A 13,828-nucleotide genomic window follows, 5' to 3' on the forward strand; every position below is an offset into this window, starting at 1 on the left:
CTCCCGCAGAACAAAAGCGGAAAGTGTAACCCATGTGTCCGGTACGTTTTGTCACCTATGTCTCGGGCCGCTCACCGCCACAATAAAACGGCTTTCCAGAAAGCTCGGCAGATCAGTCTGATCTTGCCGGCTCTCGCTCCGCCAGCACCGTCCGCGCCGTCGCCACGAACGCCTGCGCGGCCGGCGACAGCGTCCGACCCTGGCGCTGCAGCAGCGACACCGGGCGGGTGATGGCAGGGCGTATCAGCGGCTTTGCGATCAGAGTTGGAAATTGATCGGCCGGCAGCATCGTCGCAGGAAGGATAGCAAGGCCGAGGCCCTGCGCCGTCATGGCGAGCGCGGTGTTGATCAGCGCACTTCATAGGTCGGGTTGAGGTGCTTGCCCTGGCTCCCCAGCGCCTGATCGATCTGCATGCGTATCCGCGTCTCGCGCCGCATCGCGATCGTCGGCATCTGATCCAATTCGTCCCATGTCAGTGAGCGCCGTGCCGCGAAGTCGGGGGTGCGCCGGCCGATGGCGCTCAGGCGGCCGCGGGTCAGCGTCTCGATCGTCAGCTCCGCGAATTCTCCCTCGACGCTGCCGATCGCGAACTCCGCATCCGTCGCGATCAGACGTGGAACGAGATCGTCGGCGGCGACGTCGCGCATGTCGATTTCGATGTCGGGATAGCCTGCCCGGAATTTTGCCAGCACCGAGGGCAGCAGTGCCGATGCGGTACCGGCTGAGGCGAGAAACGCGACTCGGCCGGCGCGCGCCTGCGCGAGGTCACGCATGCGCCGCGACAGGCCCAGCGCATCGCCCAGCATCCGTTCGGCGGCATGAACTGCCTCGTCAGCGGCCCGCGTCGGCTGCACCGAACGAGTGGAGCGATCGAACAGTTTGACGCCGAGCTGCGCTTCGAGCTGTTGGATCAACAGGCTCGCCGCCGATTGCGTGATCCCCAGCTCGCGCGCAGCCCGCGTGATGCTGCGCGTACGGTACACGCCGGTGAAGGCCTGCAATTGCCGTAAGGTGACGTTCATAGGCAAAGCTCATGAATTGATGAGTTCTTTCCGGCTTATCACATAAGCGAGCATGCAATAAAATGCATGCCGTGGTCGGTGAAGCGGCGATCGCCAAGGGATTGGAAACGAACATGAGGACACAGGTGCTGGTGGTGGGCGCCGGGCCCGTCGGATTGACCGCGGCGATGGATCTGGCTTCCCGTGGGATCGACGTCGTGGTCGCGGAGATCCGCCATGCCGGCGATCCGCCCAGCGTCAAATGCAATCACGTCTCGGCGCGTTCGATGGAGATCTTCCGCCGGCTCGGCGTCGCCGCAAAGCTGCGCGACGCAGGCCTGCCCGCAGATTTCCCGAACGACTGCTCCTACCGGACCACGGCGACCGGCATCGAGCTGTGCCGCATCGACATTCCCTCGCGCGCACGCCGCCACAGCGCCACCGGCGGCCCCGACACCTGGTGGCCGACGCCGGAGCCGCCGCACCGGATCAACCAAGTCTATCTCGAGCCGATCCTGTTCAGCCATGCCGCCGCTCAGTCGCGCATCACCATTCTGGCGCGCACGGAAATCACGGACATCGAGCAGAATGACGACCATGTGGTCGCATTGGCGCGCGACCTCGACAGCGGAAGCTCGCTCCGCATCGAGGCTTCCTTTGTGATCGGTTGCGATGGCAGCCGTTCCCTGGTTCGCAGATCGATCGGCGCCAACCTGTCCGGCACGCCGGTGATCCAGCGCGTGCAATCGACCTTCATCGAAGCGCCGCAGCTCAAGGAGCTGATGGGCGCGCACAAGCCGGCCTGGATGGTGCTCTCGCTCAACCCGCGACGCTCAGGCACGACGGTGGCAATCGACGGTCAGGACCGCTGGCTGATCCATAATCACCTGAAGCCAGACGAGCCCGAATTTGATTCGGTCGATCGGGACTGGGCGATCCGCGCCATTCTCGGCGTCGACGAGCGCTTCGAATACCGCGTCCTCAGCAAGGAGGACTGGGTCGGCCGCCGGCTTGTCGCCGATCGCTTCCGCGACCGCAGAGTCTTCATCTGCGGCGACGCCGCGCATCTGTGGATGCCGTATGCGGGCTACGGCATGAATGCGGGGATTGCGGACGCCGTCGACCTGTGCTGGCAGGTGGCGGCGCATCTGAACGGGTGGGCGCCGGCTTCGATCCTGGATGCCTACGAGGCGGAGCGTCAGCCCATCACCGAACAGGTGTCGCGCTTTGCCATGGACCATGCGATGAAGATGATGGCGCAGCGTGGTGGAGTCTCCGCGGAGATCGAGGACGACACGCCGCGCGGCCACGCCGCGCGCGCAGCGCTGGCCAGGGCGGCCTACGATCTCAACGTGCAGCAATATTGCTGTGCCGGATTGAACTTCGGCTACTATTACGATGCCTCGCCGATCATCGCCTATGACGGCGAGACGCCGCCCGCTTACGCGATGGGCAGCTTCACCCCCTCCACCGTGCCGGGCGCTCGCGCGCCGCACCTGTTTCTGCGGGACGGGCGATCGCTCTACGATGCCTTCGGCGTCGGCTACACTTTGCTGCGGTTCGATCCGGCGATCGATGTAGCGCCATTGAAGTCTGCCGCAGAGCAGCGCGGCATTCCGCTCGCGCTGCTCGACATTGCGCCGGACGAAGCGAACGGCGCGTATGCCGAGAAGCTGGTGCTGGCGCGGCCCGATCAGCACATCGCCTGGCGCGGGCAGGCCGCGCCAGCGGACCCACAAGGCTTGCTGACGCGCATCACCGGCGCTTCGGCGTAAGGCGGTTTGAAGCGGACGGTCTCGCGGCGAAGTCCGCCGGCAGGTTATTTACAAAGTCGTGGTTCACAAAACAAAAAAAGACTCGCACCAGGAGGGAAACGTGTTTCACGTTGCAAGCCGCCGCATTTTGGCCGTGCTGACGGCCGCGAGTTTCGCCGTGCTGCCGCTGGAGGCGGTCCGAGCGGTCTATCCCGAGCAATTGATCAAGATCATCGTGACCTTTCCGCCCGGCGGCAGCGCCGATACCGTCATCCGCGCGCTCGAACCGCTGGTCACTGCCGAGCTCAAACAGGGTCTCGTGATCGAGAACCGCGCGGGTGCTGGAGGCAACATCGGCATGGCCGCGGTCGCGCAGGCCAAGCCTGACGGCTATACGCTCGGCATTGCGCCGGCAGGCAGCCTGACGGTCAATCCGCATCTCAATTCGTCGATGCCGTTCGATCCGAAGGATCTTGCGCCGATCACCCTGCTCGCGAAAATTCCCTTCGTGCTGGTTGCGTCAGCGAACGTGTCGGCGCATACGGTCGCGGAATCGATCGCGCTCGCCAAGGCCAAGCCGGGCGCGTTGTCGGTCGGGCATGGCGGCAATTCGACCGCCATGCACTTGACCGCGGCACTGTTCACGCAGAAGACCGGGATCGCCATGGAGCTGGTCCCCTATCGCGGGACCGCGCCGGCGACGGTCGATGTTCTCGCAGGCCACGTCCCCTTCGCGGTACTGGATATCCCCGCATCGAGGCAACTGATCCTCGAAGGTAAGCTCAACGCCATCGGTGTGTCGTCTGCGCAGCGTCTGTCGTCCTTGCCTGATGTGCCGACACTCGCCGAGAGCGGTATTGCGGGTTTCGAATCCGTTGGCTGGTTCGGGCTGGTTGCTCCGGCCGGCACGCCAGCCGATATCGTCGGCCGGTTGAACGAAGCCTTCGGAAAGGCCCTGAAGGATCCATCGGTGGTCGAGAAGATCCGGACGCTTGGCGCAGAGCCTGCACCGACCTCGCCGGAGGAGTTCAGCCGCTTCATCCAAAGCGAAAGCTCGAAATGGGGCAAGCTGATCAGTGAAGCGGGCATCAAGGCGAATTAAGTGTCCCACGCAGCCCTGCTGCTCGTCGGCAATCATCCCCGGCTCGCCTTCAGCGCCCGCCGCATCACGATCGCGGTCTAGAAACACGATTCCGCCCCGGCGTAAGTCATTGATCTTGCAGCTTCCGGCTACTGTGCATGGGGTTGTTTTCGCGCTTTTTGTTGTTGGGCCCCGGAAGGCTTACAGGTAATCGTCGCGACACCGGCTGGCCTCGCCAGTTCGGATCACCACCGACAAGGCGAGATGGGCATGCACTCTTCCGGCAGCGGCTTGGGCAACGGGCTTCTTGGCGTCATCATCTTCAGCGCATCGCTGCCGGCGACCCGCGTGGCGGTCGGCGGGTTTTCCGCGCTGTTCCTGACCTCGGCGCGCGCGGTCATCGCGGCGCTGATCGGTGTGGCCGTGCTCGGCCTGCTCCGTCAGGCGCGGCCGCAGCGCAAGGATCTCGTCTCGCTCGCGATCGTCGCCATCGGCGTCGTGGTCGGCTTTCCCTTGCTGACGGCGCTTGCGCTGCAGCACATCACCTCGGCGCATTCGATCGTCTTCATTGGCCTCTTGCCGCTGTCGACCGCGATCTTCGGCGTGCTGCGCGGCGGCGAGCGGCCGCAGCCGATGTTCTGGCTCTTTGCAATTCTGGGCAGCGCCACTGTCGCCGGCTTTGCGCTCTCCAACGACGGCACCGCATCGCTGACCGGCGATCTGCTGATGGTCGCGGCGATCGTGCTGTGCGGGCTCGGCTATGCCGAAGGCGCCGCGCTGTCGCGCCGGCTCGGCGGCTGGCAGGTGATCTCCTGGGCGCTGCTGCTGTCGCTGCCGCTGATGGTGCCGGTCGCGATTCTAACCTGGCCCTCGACATGGAGCGGCGTCGGTGTGCCCGCCTGGATCGGGCTCGCCTACGTCTCGGTCTTCAGCATGTTCGTCGGTTTCATCTTCTGGTACCGCGGGCTTGCGATCGGCGGCATCGCCCGCGTCGGCCAGTTGCAGCAGCTCCAGCCGTTCTTCGGCCTTGCGCTTGCAGGCCTGCTTCTGCACGAACCGGTTGCCTGGAGCATGATCGTGGCGACCGCGCTGGTGGTCGCATGTGTCTTCTTCGCGCGGCGGTTTGCCTGAGGCCGAATTGATCTGGCCTTACCTCTTGCCCGGTTGCGGCTTTTCAATGCCCGGCAGCCGCGCGATCCCCTCGGCGAGAAAATCGACCAGCAGCCGGACCCGCGCGATGCCGGACCGCTCCGGCACGATCAGCATGTTGAGCGGAACGGACGGCGGCGCGTAGTCTTCAAGCACGCGCTCAAGTTGGCCGGAGGCAAGCAGGTCGTCGACGAGCCAAAGATGCGCCGGCGCAATGCCTCGCCCGGCCACGAGCGCCTCGCGTGCGGCAAGCCCGTGATCCACCCGCAGCCGCCCTGCGAACGGGACCACATGGCGGCCGCCGCGGCGCCCGTGCAGCACGAGCACGTCGCTGCCGGCGATGTTCGACATCCTGACACCCTCGTGGCCGGCGAGATCTTGCGGGCGCGTGGGCCTGCCGCGCGAAGCCAGATAGTCCGGTGCGGCCACAAGCACCCGCCGCGATTGACCCAGCAGCCTGAGCTTCATCGAGCTGTCGGGGAGTGGCCCCAGGCGCAGGGCGATATCGACACCTTCCCGCACAAGGTCGATCCGCTCGTCGGTCAGGCTGAGATCCACCGCCACGTCCGGATAGCGGTCCTGGAACGCGAACACCAGACGACTGACGTGGAGCACGCCGAAAGCCGCGGTGCAGGAGACGCGTACCGTTCCGGCAGGCGCGCCGCGTGTGCTGCGCGCCTCGTCGCCGGCGAGTTCGACCAGGCGCAGGATCTGCACGCAGTCGGCGTAATAGCGGCGCCCCTCTTCCGTCATCGTCACGCTGCGCGTGGTCCGCGTGAGCAGCGGCACGCCGACGGCCTGCTCCAGTTCCCGAAGGTGCCGCGTCACTGTCGACTGGCCGAGACCAAGCTCGCGCGCGACCGCGGACAGGCTTCCGCGCTCGGCCACGCGCACGAAGCTGCGCATGCGTTCGAGCGTCACGTCCGATCTATCCATATTTCGGCATGATCCTATCCATCGGCGACAACTACCGGATTGCAGTCGGAGGCGCTACCTGCTGCTCGCAATCATCAACCGAGGTGCTGATCATGAAAGTGTTGATCGTCTTCGCTCATCCCGAGCCGCGCTCCCTCAATGGCTCGCTCCGCGACGTTGCCGTCAGAGAACTCGAGGCTGAGGGACACGAGGTGCGGGTGTCAGACCTTTACGCCCAGGGATGGACATCCGAGGTCGGCCGCGCCGACTTTCCACTGCTGCCGCCGGACGCGCGGCTGGCGCCGGCCGCCGCCTCCAAGCAGGCGTTCGAGTCGGGCACGCTCACGGCGGACGTCAAGGCCGAGATCGAGAAGCTGCTGTGGGCGGACGTCCTGATCCTGCAATTCCCGCTGTGGTGGTTCAGCATGCCGGCCATCCTCAAGGGCTGGGTCGACCGCGTGTTCGCCTACGGTTTCGCCTATGGCGTCGGCGAGCACAGCGACAAGCGGTGGGGCGACCGTTACGGCGAAGGCAGGCTGGCGGGCAAACGCGCGATGCTGATCGTGACGGCCGGCGGCTGGCAGGAGCATTATTCGGCGCGCGGGATCAACGGGCCGATCGACGACCTGCTGTTCCCGATCAATCACGGCATCCTCTATTATCCCGGCTATGACGTGCTTCCGCCGTTCGTCGTCTACAAGGCCGACAAACTGGACGAAGCGGGTTTCCAGGCGACTGCCGAACGTTTGCGCGAGAGGATGCGAACGCTTGCGACGACATCCCCGATTCCCTACCGGCGCCAGAATGGCGGCGATTACCTGATTCCGAGCATGCGGCTCCGCGCAGGACTCGAGCATTCCGGCGCGACCAGCTTCGCGCTTCACGTCGAACAGGTCGAGGCACGCAGCCCAATGGGTGAAACGAGCTCCGTGCACTCGACGGCTGAGGGGTGCGCGGCAACAGCGTAATCCGCCGCTCGCGCACGGAATCACCCCATCACCGTCCGCGTCAGCGTGCTCCGCGCAAACTTCTTCAGCGGCATCGGCTTGCCGAACAGAAAACCCTGCACGAGGTCGAAGCCGAGCTCGTTGGCGGCGACGAGGTCGGCGCGGCTCTCGACGCCCTCGGCGATGGCGCGCACGCCATAGCCATGCGAAAGCTCGACGATGTGGCGGCACACCGTGCGCTTGAGGCGATCAGTGCCGCTGCCGGTGACGAAGTGCCGGTCGGCCTTCAGCTTGATGAATGGAATTTTTCCAAGGTCCATCAGCGACGGCCAGTTGGCGCCGAGATTGTCGACCGACAGGCCGATATTGTGCAGACGCAGTTCGCGGGCGACCTCGGCCAGGAGATCGAGATCGCGGATCGCTTCCTCGCTGTCGATCTCGATCGTCAGCCCGCCGAACGCCGGATGCGTCGGCATGCGCCGGCAGAGATCGCGCACGGCTTGCGGCTCCTTCAGATAGGACGCCGGCAAATTGATCGCGAGATCGACCGGGCTCTGCTGCTCCAGCAGATAGTGCCAGTCCTGCATGGCGCGCTCGATCACGAATTCGGAGAGGTCGCGCAGATTAGGGTCGTTCTCTTCGGGGATGAAATAGGCCGGAGGCACCACGCCCCAGGTCGGATGCCGCATCCGCACCAGCGCCTCGGCGCTATTGCGGATCAGCGTGCGCGCGTCGATCTTGGGTTGGTACCAGAGCTCGAGCCAGCCGGCGTGCAGGGCCTCGCCGACATGCACGGCGGGGCTCGGCGCCGGCTCCTCGGGCAACAGCATCGCGACACGGTCGCGCAGCGTCTCCGCGGCAAACGGCGTTGTCAGCGGCGGCAGCATCTTGAGGCCGTATTCCTCGCCGACCTGCTGCACGGCCCTGACGATGATCGACTCGCGGGCGCCCACAGTCAGAACCCTGCCGTCGAAGGCCTCGCGCACCAGCGTCTCCAGAAATGTGCCGGGCTCGATGCCGTCGGCGGCGATGCCGAGCAGGATCAGGTCGGGCAATTCGCTCGTCAGCACGCTCTGCAGCTCCTCGGCACTGGCGCACTCGGTGGTGACGAAGCCGAGATCCTCGAGCACTTCTGCGAGAAACGCCCGCAAATGGCGCTTGCCGTCGGCGACGCATGCGCGCGGCTTCACCTTTCGCCGTCCGAAGGTCTTCGGCCTTCGGACGGCGAGTTCTACAATTTCGTCGTTCATCGCAAGCACTCCCGTTCCGTGGCGGTGTGTTAGCGACGTGAGCAGTTTCAAATATGGAAGGCTTCAGTCGATTGTCGAATTATCTGGGTAACGTTAAAGCGCCCATCACGTCTAAAATTGTCTGGATCTCGGTCGGGAAGTTTTTACGTCTACCCGCGCTTCGGGCGCAGGGTTGCGACAATCACTGGAGATCTCGCGACGTGCAGTGCGGCTGCATGTACGCGCACTGTCCTGCAATTGGACCAAGCCGCGCGCGCCTCGCCCAATTGAATAATGGAGCGCCTCAATTGCGCGCGACGCGCGCATTTTTTCCGGTTCGCTCGTGACGGTTCTGCGACAATGCGTCGGTGCGCGCTGGCGCCAATGTGAAGCACATCACAAACGGATTGCAGCACGTGCGCTATTGCTCTGGGCAGCCGGTGGTGGGCTGTCGAGGATCGCAGCAATGACGTCGCGGCGAATAATGTATTGGTGGTTCAGGTTCGTGCTGTCAGGGCGATTTCTCGATCGTTTCCTGTGCCTGCCGCGCGCGCATTAGCGCGGGATCAGGTTTGGCCGATCAGCTTGCGCAACGCGGCCGCGCCGTCCTCGATCGCATCGCGTCCCTTCCAGGCCAGATAGGACAGCTTGCCACCGAACGTGTCGTGGCTGCGCAGCCGGCGCGAACCGAGAATGTGGCCGACATTGGAGGGGAAGCGGCTCACCTCGGCGGACACCAGCGCCGCGATCGCGTCCATCAATTGCTGGAGCCGAATGCCCCATTCGCAATGCTCGATGCCGTCGATCCGCACCTTGAGCGCATATTCGGTCTCGTAGATCTCGGCGAGCAGGTCGCGCGCAATCAGCACCCGGTTGTGCCGGAGCGCGATGCGCAAGGCGAGGCGCCTGTCGTCGAGCTGGTCGAGCACCATGTGAACGACGCAGGCATAGGGCGCGGCGGCGACATCGGCGGCGCTCTTGCTCGCGGCGGCCTTGGTGGCAAGGCGCACCAATTGCCAGAACGTCTTCAGCCGCCTCGCCACCAGCGTCAGCGCGAACGGCAGCGCCTCGGGATGGGCCTTCTTGAAGGCGTCCAATCGGGCGGTGATCTGATCAACCGTGCCGTCGTCGAACTTCGCGATCTTCTCGGGCAGCCTGTCGTTGAACTTCGGCAGCGCGGCGCCGGCGCGCAGCACATGTTGGATCTTCTTCACGTCCTCGAAGGCGGTGCGCGATGCCGTGTATTGCGCGAGCTTGCCGCGCGCGAACTCGGTGCTCTCCGCTGATGCGAGGGTGCTTTCGAGAACCTTGACGACCTTGGTCTGGAAGGTCGATGCGATCTTCAGCACTTCCTTCTGGTTGTTGGCGGCGACCTGGTCGTTGATCGCCTTGATGTAGTCGCGTGCCATGGTCGGCAGCAGGTCGCGGCAGATCCACTCCCAGATCGGGGTGAGGGTGTTGCGCGAGATCCGCCCCATGTTGGCATGCTCGGGCGCGCCGTCGATCAGAAGCAGCTCGAGCGGCGCAAAGAAATGGCGCGAGGGACTGGTGGCGCGCGCCTGGTTCGATCCGTCCTTGCGAAATTCGGCGCGCAACCGGGACTGCAGGTCGGACGAGCCCGGCATGTCGATGCCGCACAGCTCAAGCCGTTCGAGCTCGCTGAGCAGGCAGCTGCGCGACAGCGGCGTCAGCTTCTGCAGGAAGTTCGATAGCTGGTCGATCTCGTTCATGGCACGCAATCTTCCGCAACGTTTCCAGCAGGCCTACCGACCCCATGCATGGAGGCATTTGCGCGCTCTCAATTGCGACATAGAGAAGCAAGCTGCCGTTAATATATCCGTAAAATCCAAGGCCGCAGGTAATCGGCGCGGATCTGATCGTTAAGAAGGCGTCGAGTGACCCGCCTATCATGTGGGCAGGTTCAGCAACCTAAGAATGTTGAGGGACGTTGCCACTCAAGCATAAAGTGTGCCTCTGCCGGGGTTTCAGCACAAAACTGCCAAATTCACCGTAGTCTTACGGAGCAAAAAGTTAACTACAGACCGCGTTGGGTTCCGCTAAACGAGTGACATGGGGTCACAGAATGATACGGCCACTGATTCGCGGCCATCGGAATGGTACGAAGGCAACGCCGCTCCAACTGAAGAGCTCGATGCCGTCCGTCTGAACGCCGCCCGTGCCAAGGCGGCCGACGAAATGGCAGCCGCCATCGCCCGCGAGCTCAACGGTCCCCTCACGGCGCTCCTGCTCTACATGGGCGAGATCAAGCATCACAGCGATCAGCTCGCGCCGGTGACGGGCGGCCGTGCCTATTTGCAGCGGGTCGTGGAGAATGCGCTGGTGCAGACCGAGCGGGTTTGTGGCCTCGTCAAACAGCTTGCCGGTTCTCACACGGGTGGCCTGCCGATCGCGTCCAGGGCCGAGGGCGCCGAATCGAAGTTCGCGCGCGCGCCACAGCTGCAGCGCGTGCCGAGCGCCGAAATCCTCGGCCTGTCAGGCCAGAAGCGGCTGACCAAGCGCGAGCGCGAGGTGCTGAGGCTGATCAGCGAGGGTTATTCGAACAAGCAGGGTGCGCTTCGGATGCAGATCAGCCCGCGCACCTTCGAGAGCCATCGCGCCGAGGCGATGCGGAAGCTCGGTGCGCGCAACACGGCGGACCTCGTCCGTGCGGCGCTGCTGCATTCGATCGACTGAAGGGCCTTGCGTCGGGCCGCCCGGCAGCGGGCGAGGGCCAAGCGTGAGGCATTTCTCGAAAAAGACCCGCGGCTCCGACCGTGCTCAGAAATAATCTTCGGCGAAGGGACGCGCGCGCGACGAGGGCCGCAGCGGCTTGAGCTCGTCCTTCGGCACGTTGGGAATGATCGTGATGGTCCAGCGGGGCGGCATGCTCGATTCCTGCTCCAGCACCGAACGTACGAAGCCGGTCACCGTCGCCTCGCCAGCGGCCACCGTCGCCATCCGGCCGTTGAACTGTGCGATGCGGAAGCGGCGAACTTCTTTCTGGTCCGCGGTCTCGTAGGTGAACATGGAAACCCTCCTGGTTTCCGGCGACTATCGCTGCCTATGATTAGCCATCTGTGAAAATCCCAAGCCGTAGAAGTACGGCGGGCATGCACGCGTGAGTGGTTGGAGCGTTTCGAGCGAGCGCGTCAGCCCTCCGGCTCCTGCGCGCGCGCGGCAGCGTAGGCGGCGTCCATCAGGTCCAGGAGGTCGCAAAATCCGGCGTCGCCGAGCCTCTCCGCGGTCTTCTCCAGCCGCAGCGCCAGCACCGCGAGCCTGACATAGCCGAACGTTCCGGCCGCGCCCTTCAGCGAATGCGCTTCGCGGGCGATCCTGCCGTGGTGCTGCGCGAGCGAGAGCGTGCGGAACGATTGCAGACGCGCGCAGGTTTCGCTCCAGAACACGTCGCGCACTTCGCAAGCACCATCCTCGCCGATCTCGCGCACCAGCGCCTGGTACGCGCCCGGCTCGCGCGCGGGTTCGGCATCAAGCACTGTTTGCGCAGGCGCGACGGTGACTTCGAACATGGTTTGGCCTGCCTTGATCACGGTTTGCCGCCGGCCCGTACAGGCGCGCGCGGCACATCCGTGTCTACGGCATCTGGATTTCAGTTCCGGTAGCAGGACATTCCGTGTTTGCGGGCCGGAATTAGCGGCCGGTTTACCACGCCGCAGCGCCAGTCAGCGCGGGCCGAGCAGCCGGTCATACTGCGCCTTCACGGTGGCGTAGCATTCGCACGCCGTCTGGCGCAGGCCGTCCAGGTTAAGGATCTGGATGTGTCCGCGGCTGTAGTTAATGAAATTCGCCTGCTGCAAGGTGTTGGCGACCAGCGACACGCTGTTGCGCCGAGCGCCGATCATCTGCGCCATCGCCTCCTGGGTCAGCAGCAGCCGGTAGTCGCCGGAGAGGTCATGGGTGTGGAGCAGGCAGCGCGACAGCCGCGACTCCACCGGATGAGCGGCGTTGCAGCTCGCGGTCTGCTGCACCTGCGCGTAGACCGCCAGTCCGTGACGCGTGAGCAGCGTCCGCAGGGTGCAGCTCTGGTCGGCCGCGACGCGCAGCCGGTCGAGGTCCATCATCGAGGCGGAGCCTGGAACCAGCACGATGGCCGTGTTCAGCGCGCAGGCATCGCCCATGATAGAGAGCGTTCCGAGCAGGCTGTCGCGGCCGATCATGGCGACTTGCACGTGCTCGCCCCTGGCGAGCTCCACCACCAGCGAGATGACGCCGCGATGGGGAAAGTAGGCGCGCTTGAGCGTTTCGCCGGTCGCGACCAGCACCGCGTCGTGCGGCAGATCGCCCGTCCGCAGGTGGGGGCGGATCAATTCATAATCGTCCGCCGACAGCGCGGACAGGAAACCGTTGGAGGAACGTACCATTGTTTCCAAAGTAGCCTCCCGTCTCCCGGACCAGCACGGGAAACTGCTTGTCGTTCGGCCACGTTCCATCATGTTCCCGTCGGGATATATTGGCAATTGGGACAAGACGTCCGATCGCAGTCAGTGCCGCTGCACGTCGGCCTCGCCAAGACAGATTCCCTGACCCAATTCCTACCGAGCTGGGAACCAGCAGATCCAGATGGTGCGGCTGGAGAATCGGTTTGGAGCTTGTTCGCGGTCATGGTTGATCCGGCGCGTTTCGAGGTCATCCGCGCCGCGTCGTCGTCATGGAGTTGCCTTGGCGCCGCGCGGCCGCAGATTCTGCGTCAATCGTCTTTCCGGCTCCGAAGGACGCTCTCAACAGTCCATTTCTCGAGCAAAGGAGCATGGCGTGCGCCACGGTTCAATTATTGAATCGCCAAATCGGGAAGCTCAAACGGGGACAGAAGATCTGCGCCATATTCTCGTCGTCGATGACGACCCGATGGTCTGCATGGCCATCGAGGTCTATCTCCAGCGCAACAATTTTCGGGTGACGATCGCCGAAGGAGGGGAAGCCGGACTTCGTGCGCTCGAACACGAACAGTTCGATCTGATGATCATCGATATCTTCATGCCGCACATGCGCGGGTTCGAATCGGTCAGAATCTTTCACGAGCGCGCGCCGGCCGTTCCGCTGATAGCGATGTCCGGCTACGCGTTCGCAATCTGAATTCGCCGGCCCCGGATTTCCTCCGGATGGCGCTGGAACTCGGTGCGGCGCGCTGTCTGCGCAAGCCGTTCACGCCGCACGCGCTGCTCGCCGCCATCAACGATTGCCTGGCGGAGCACCGTCCCCAGGGCGAGCTTGCCCCGGCCGCGCGCCTGGGTTAGCGCGGCACCGGCCGCAGCGGACGCGGGTAACGGTTCGTTTACCGCAAATGCGGGTCATGCATATCCCGGCAGAGCACCAGGCGACGTGGCGAGACCGCCCCGGATTGCAGGCGGCTCGATACAATTTGCGCGAAGACCGCGCATATCGTCCTTCACAAGCAGGGCTTTCCCGCGCGCCTGGTCCCGCCGTTATCGGCACGTTCACCTAACGCGTCTCGCCGCTGCGGCGTGGGGCCGGTTTTGCCGAAAAACGCTGTCCCATGCAGTCGAACGGCAAACTTGTCTTCAATATCCGTATTAGCACGGAGGATGAAATTAACGGGACCGTGAAAGGGGATGTCTAACGATCCAAGGTGGGGACTTCCGTTCATGCCAGCGCGGCTCGGGCGTCGAGGTCCAGATCCAGGTCTGTAAGGCGTAGCTCATGGATGATCTGTTGCGGGAGTTTTTGACGGAAACCAGCGAGAGCCTGGACACCGTGGACAATCAGCTGGTGAAG

General features: G+C 64.3%; 11 protein-coding genes and 2 pseudogenes. 6 read left to right on the forward strand and 7 right to left on the reverse strand.

What is annotated here, in order from left to right:
• Positions 1 to 112: 112 nt before the first annotated feature.
• Positions 113 to 1,023, reverse strand: a pseudogene (locus AC0L23_RS38935) (LysR family transcriptional regulator).
• 113 nt (positions 1,024 to 1,136) lie between these two features.
• On the opposite strand from AC0L23_RS38935, the gene AC0L23_RS38940 reads away from it, so the two are divergent.
• From AC0L23_RS38940 to AC0L23_RS38950, 3 genes are all read left to right on the forward strand, one after another.
• Positions 1,137 to 2,777: an FAD-dependent oxidoreductase gene (locus AC0L23_RS38940; protein ID WP_240543174.1), complete on the forward strand. Its 1,641-nt coding sequence runs from the start codon at positions 1,137 to 1,139 to the stop codon at positions 2,775 to 2,777.
• 100 nt (positions 2,778 to 2,877) lie between these two features.
• Positions 2,878 to 3,858 carry a Bug family tripartite tricarboxylate transporter substrate binding protein gene (locus AC0L23_RS38945; protein WP_085383880.1) on the forward strand — a complete coding sequence of 327 codons (981 nt, stop codon included), beginning with the start codon at positions 2,878 to 2,880 and terminating at the stop codon, positions 3,856 to 3,858.
• Between the two features lie 249 nt (positions 3,859 to 4,107).
• Positions 4,108 to 4,968 carry a DMT family transporter gene (locus AC0L23_RS38950; protein WP_026233895.1) on the forward strand — a complete coding sequence of 287 codons (861 nt, stop codon included), beginning with the start codon at positions 4,108 to 4,110 and terminating at the stop codon, positions 4,966 to 4,968.
• Between the two features lie 18 nt (positions 4,969 to 4,986).
• On the opposite strand, the gene AC0L23_RS38955 is transcribed toward AC0L23_RS38950, so the two are convergent.
• Complete coding sequence (locus tag AC0L23_RS38955; protein ID WP_085358271.1) at positions 4,987 to 5,922, reverse strand: LysR family transcriptional regulator; 936 nt, start codon at positions 5,920 to 5,922, stop codon at positions 4,987 to 4,989.
• Between the two features lie 92 nt (positions 5,923 to 6,014).
• Here AC0L23_RS38955 and AC0L23_RS38960 point away from each other — a divergent pair, with 92 nt between their 5' ends.
• Positions 6,015 to 6,869, forward strand: a complete 855-nt coding sequence (locus AC0L23_RS38960) for an NAD(P)H-dependent oxidoreductase (RefSeq protein ID WP_085358297.1) — start codon at positions 6,015 to 6,017, stop codon at positions 6,867 to 6,869.
• Positions 6,870 to 6,889: 20 nt separating this feature from the next.
• Here the strand turns inward: AC0L23_RS38960 and AC0L23_RS38965 are convergent, their stop codons facing one another.
• Both AC0L23_RS38965 and AC0L23_RS38970 read right to left on the reverse strand, forming a co-directional pair.
• The gene (locus tag AC0L23_RS38965; protein ID WP_085358269.1) at positions 6,890 to 8,098 is read right to left on the reverse strand and encodes an EAL domain-containing response regulator; all 1,209 of its coding nucleotides are present in this window, start codon (positions 8,096 to 8,098) and stop codon (positions 6,890 to 6,892) included.
• Positions 8,099 to 8,643: 545 nt separating this feature from the next.
• Entirely contained in the window at positions 8,644 to 9,807 is a 1,164-nt protein-coding gene (locus AC0L23_RS38970) for a hypothetical protein (protein WP_085358267.1), read from the reverse strand.
• A 340-nt stretch (positions 9,808 to 10,147) separates the two neighbouring features.
• On the opposite strand from AC0L23_RS38970, the gene AC0L23_RS38975 reads away from it, so the two are divergent.
• Positions 10,148 to 10,771 (forward strand): helix-turn-helix domain-containing protein, encoded by a 624-nt coding sequence (locus AC0L23_RS38975; protein WP_085358265.1) that lies wholly within the window; start codon positions 10,148 to 10,150, stop codon positions 10,769 to 10,771.
• A gap of 84 nt (positions 10,772 to 10,855) precedes the next feature.
• Here the strand turns inward: AC0L23_RS38975 and AC0L23_RS38980 are convergent, their stop codons facing one another.
• From AC0L23_RS38980 to AC0L23_RS38990, 3 genes are all read right to left on the reverse strand, one after another.
• Positions 10,856 to 11,104, reverse strand: coding sequence for a hypothetical protein (locus AC0L23_RS38980; RefSeq protein ID WP_018459875.1), 249 nt, complete (start codon positions 11,102 to 11,104; stop codon positions 10,856 to 10,858).
• Positions 11,105 to 11,226: 122 nt separating this feature from the next.
• The gene (locus tag AC0L23_RS38985; protein WP_018459876.1) at positions 11,227 to 11,604 is read right to left on the reverse strand and encodes an Hpt domain-containing protein; all 378 of its coding nucleotides are present in this window, start codon (positions 11,602 to 11,604) and stop codon (positions 11,227 to 11,229) included.
• A gap of 153 nt (positions 11,605 to 11,757) precedes the next feature.
• Entirely contained in the window at positions 11,758 to 12,456 is a 699-nt protein-coding gene (locus AC0L23_RS38990; protein ID WP_198957604.1) for a Crp/Fnr family transcriptional regulator, read from the reverse strand.
• A 451-nt stretch (positions 12,457 to 12,907) separates the two neighbouring features.
• On the opposite strand from AC0L23_RS38990, the pseudogene AC0L23_RS38995 reads away from it, so the two are divergent.
• Positions 12,908 to 13,329, forward strand: a pseudogene (locus AC0L23_RS38995) (response regulator).
• The last annotated feature ends 499 nt before the right edge of the window (positions 13,330 to 13,828 follow it).

The organism is Bradyrhizobium sp. MI1.4, from assembly GCF_055811315.1.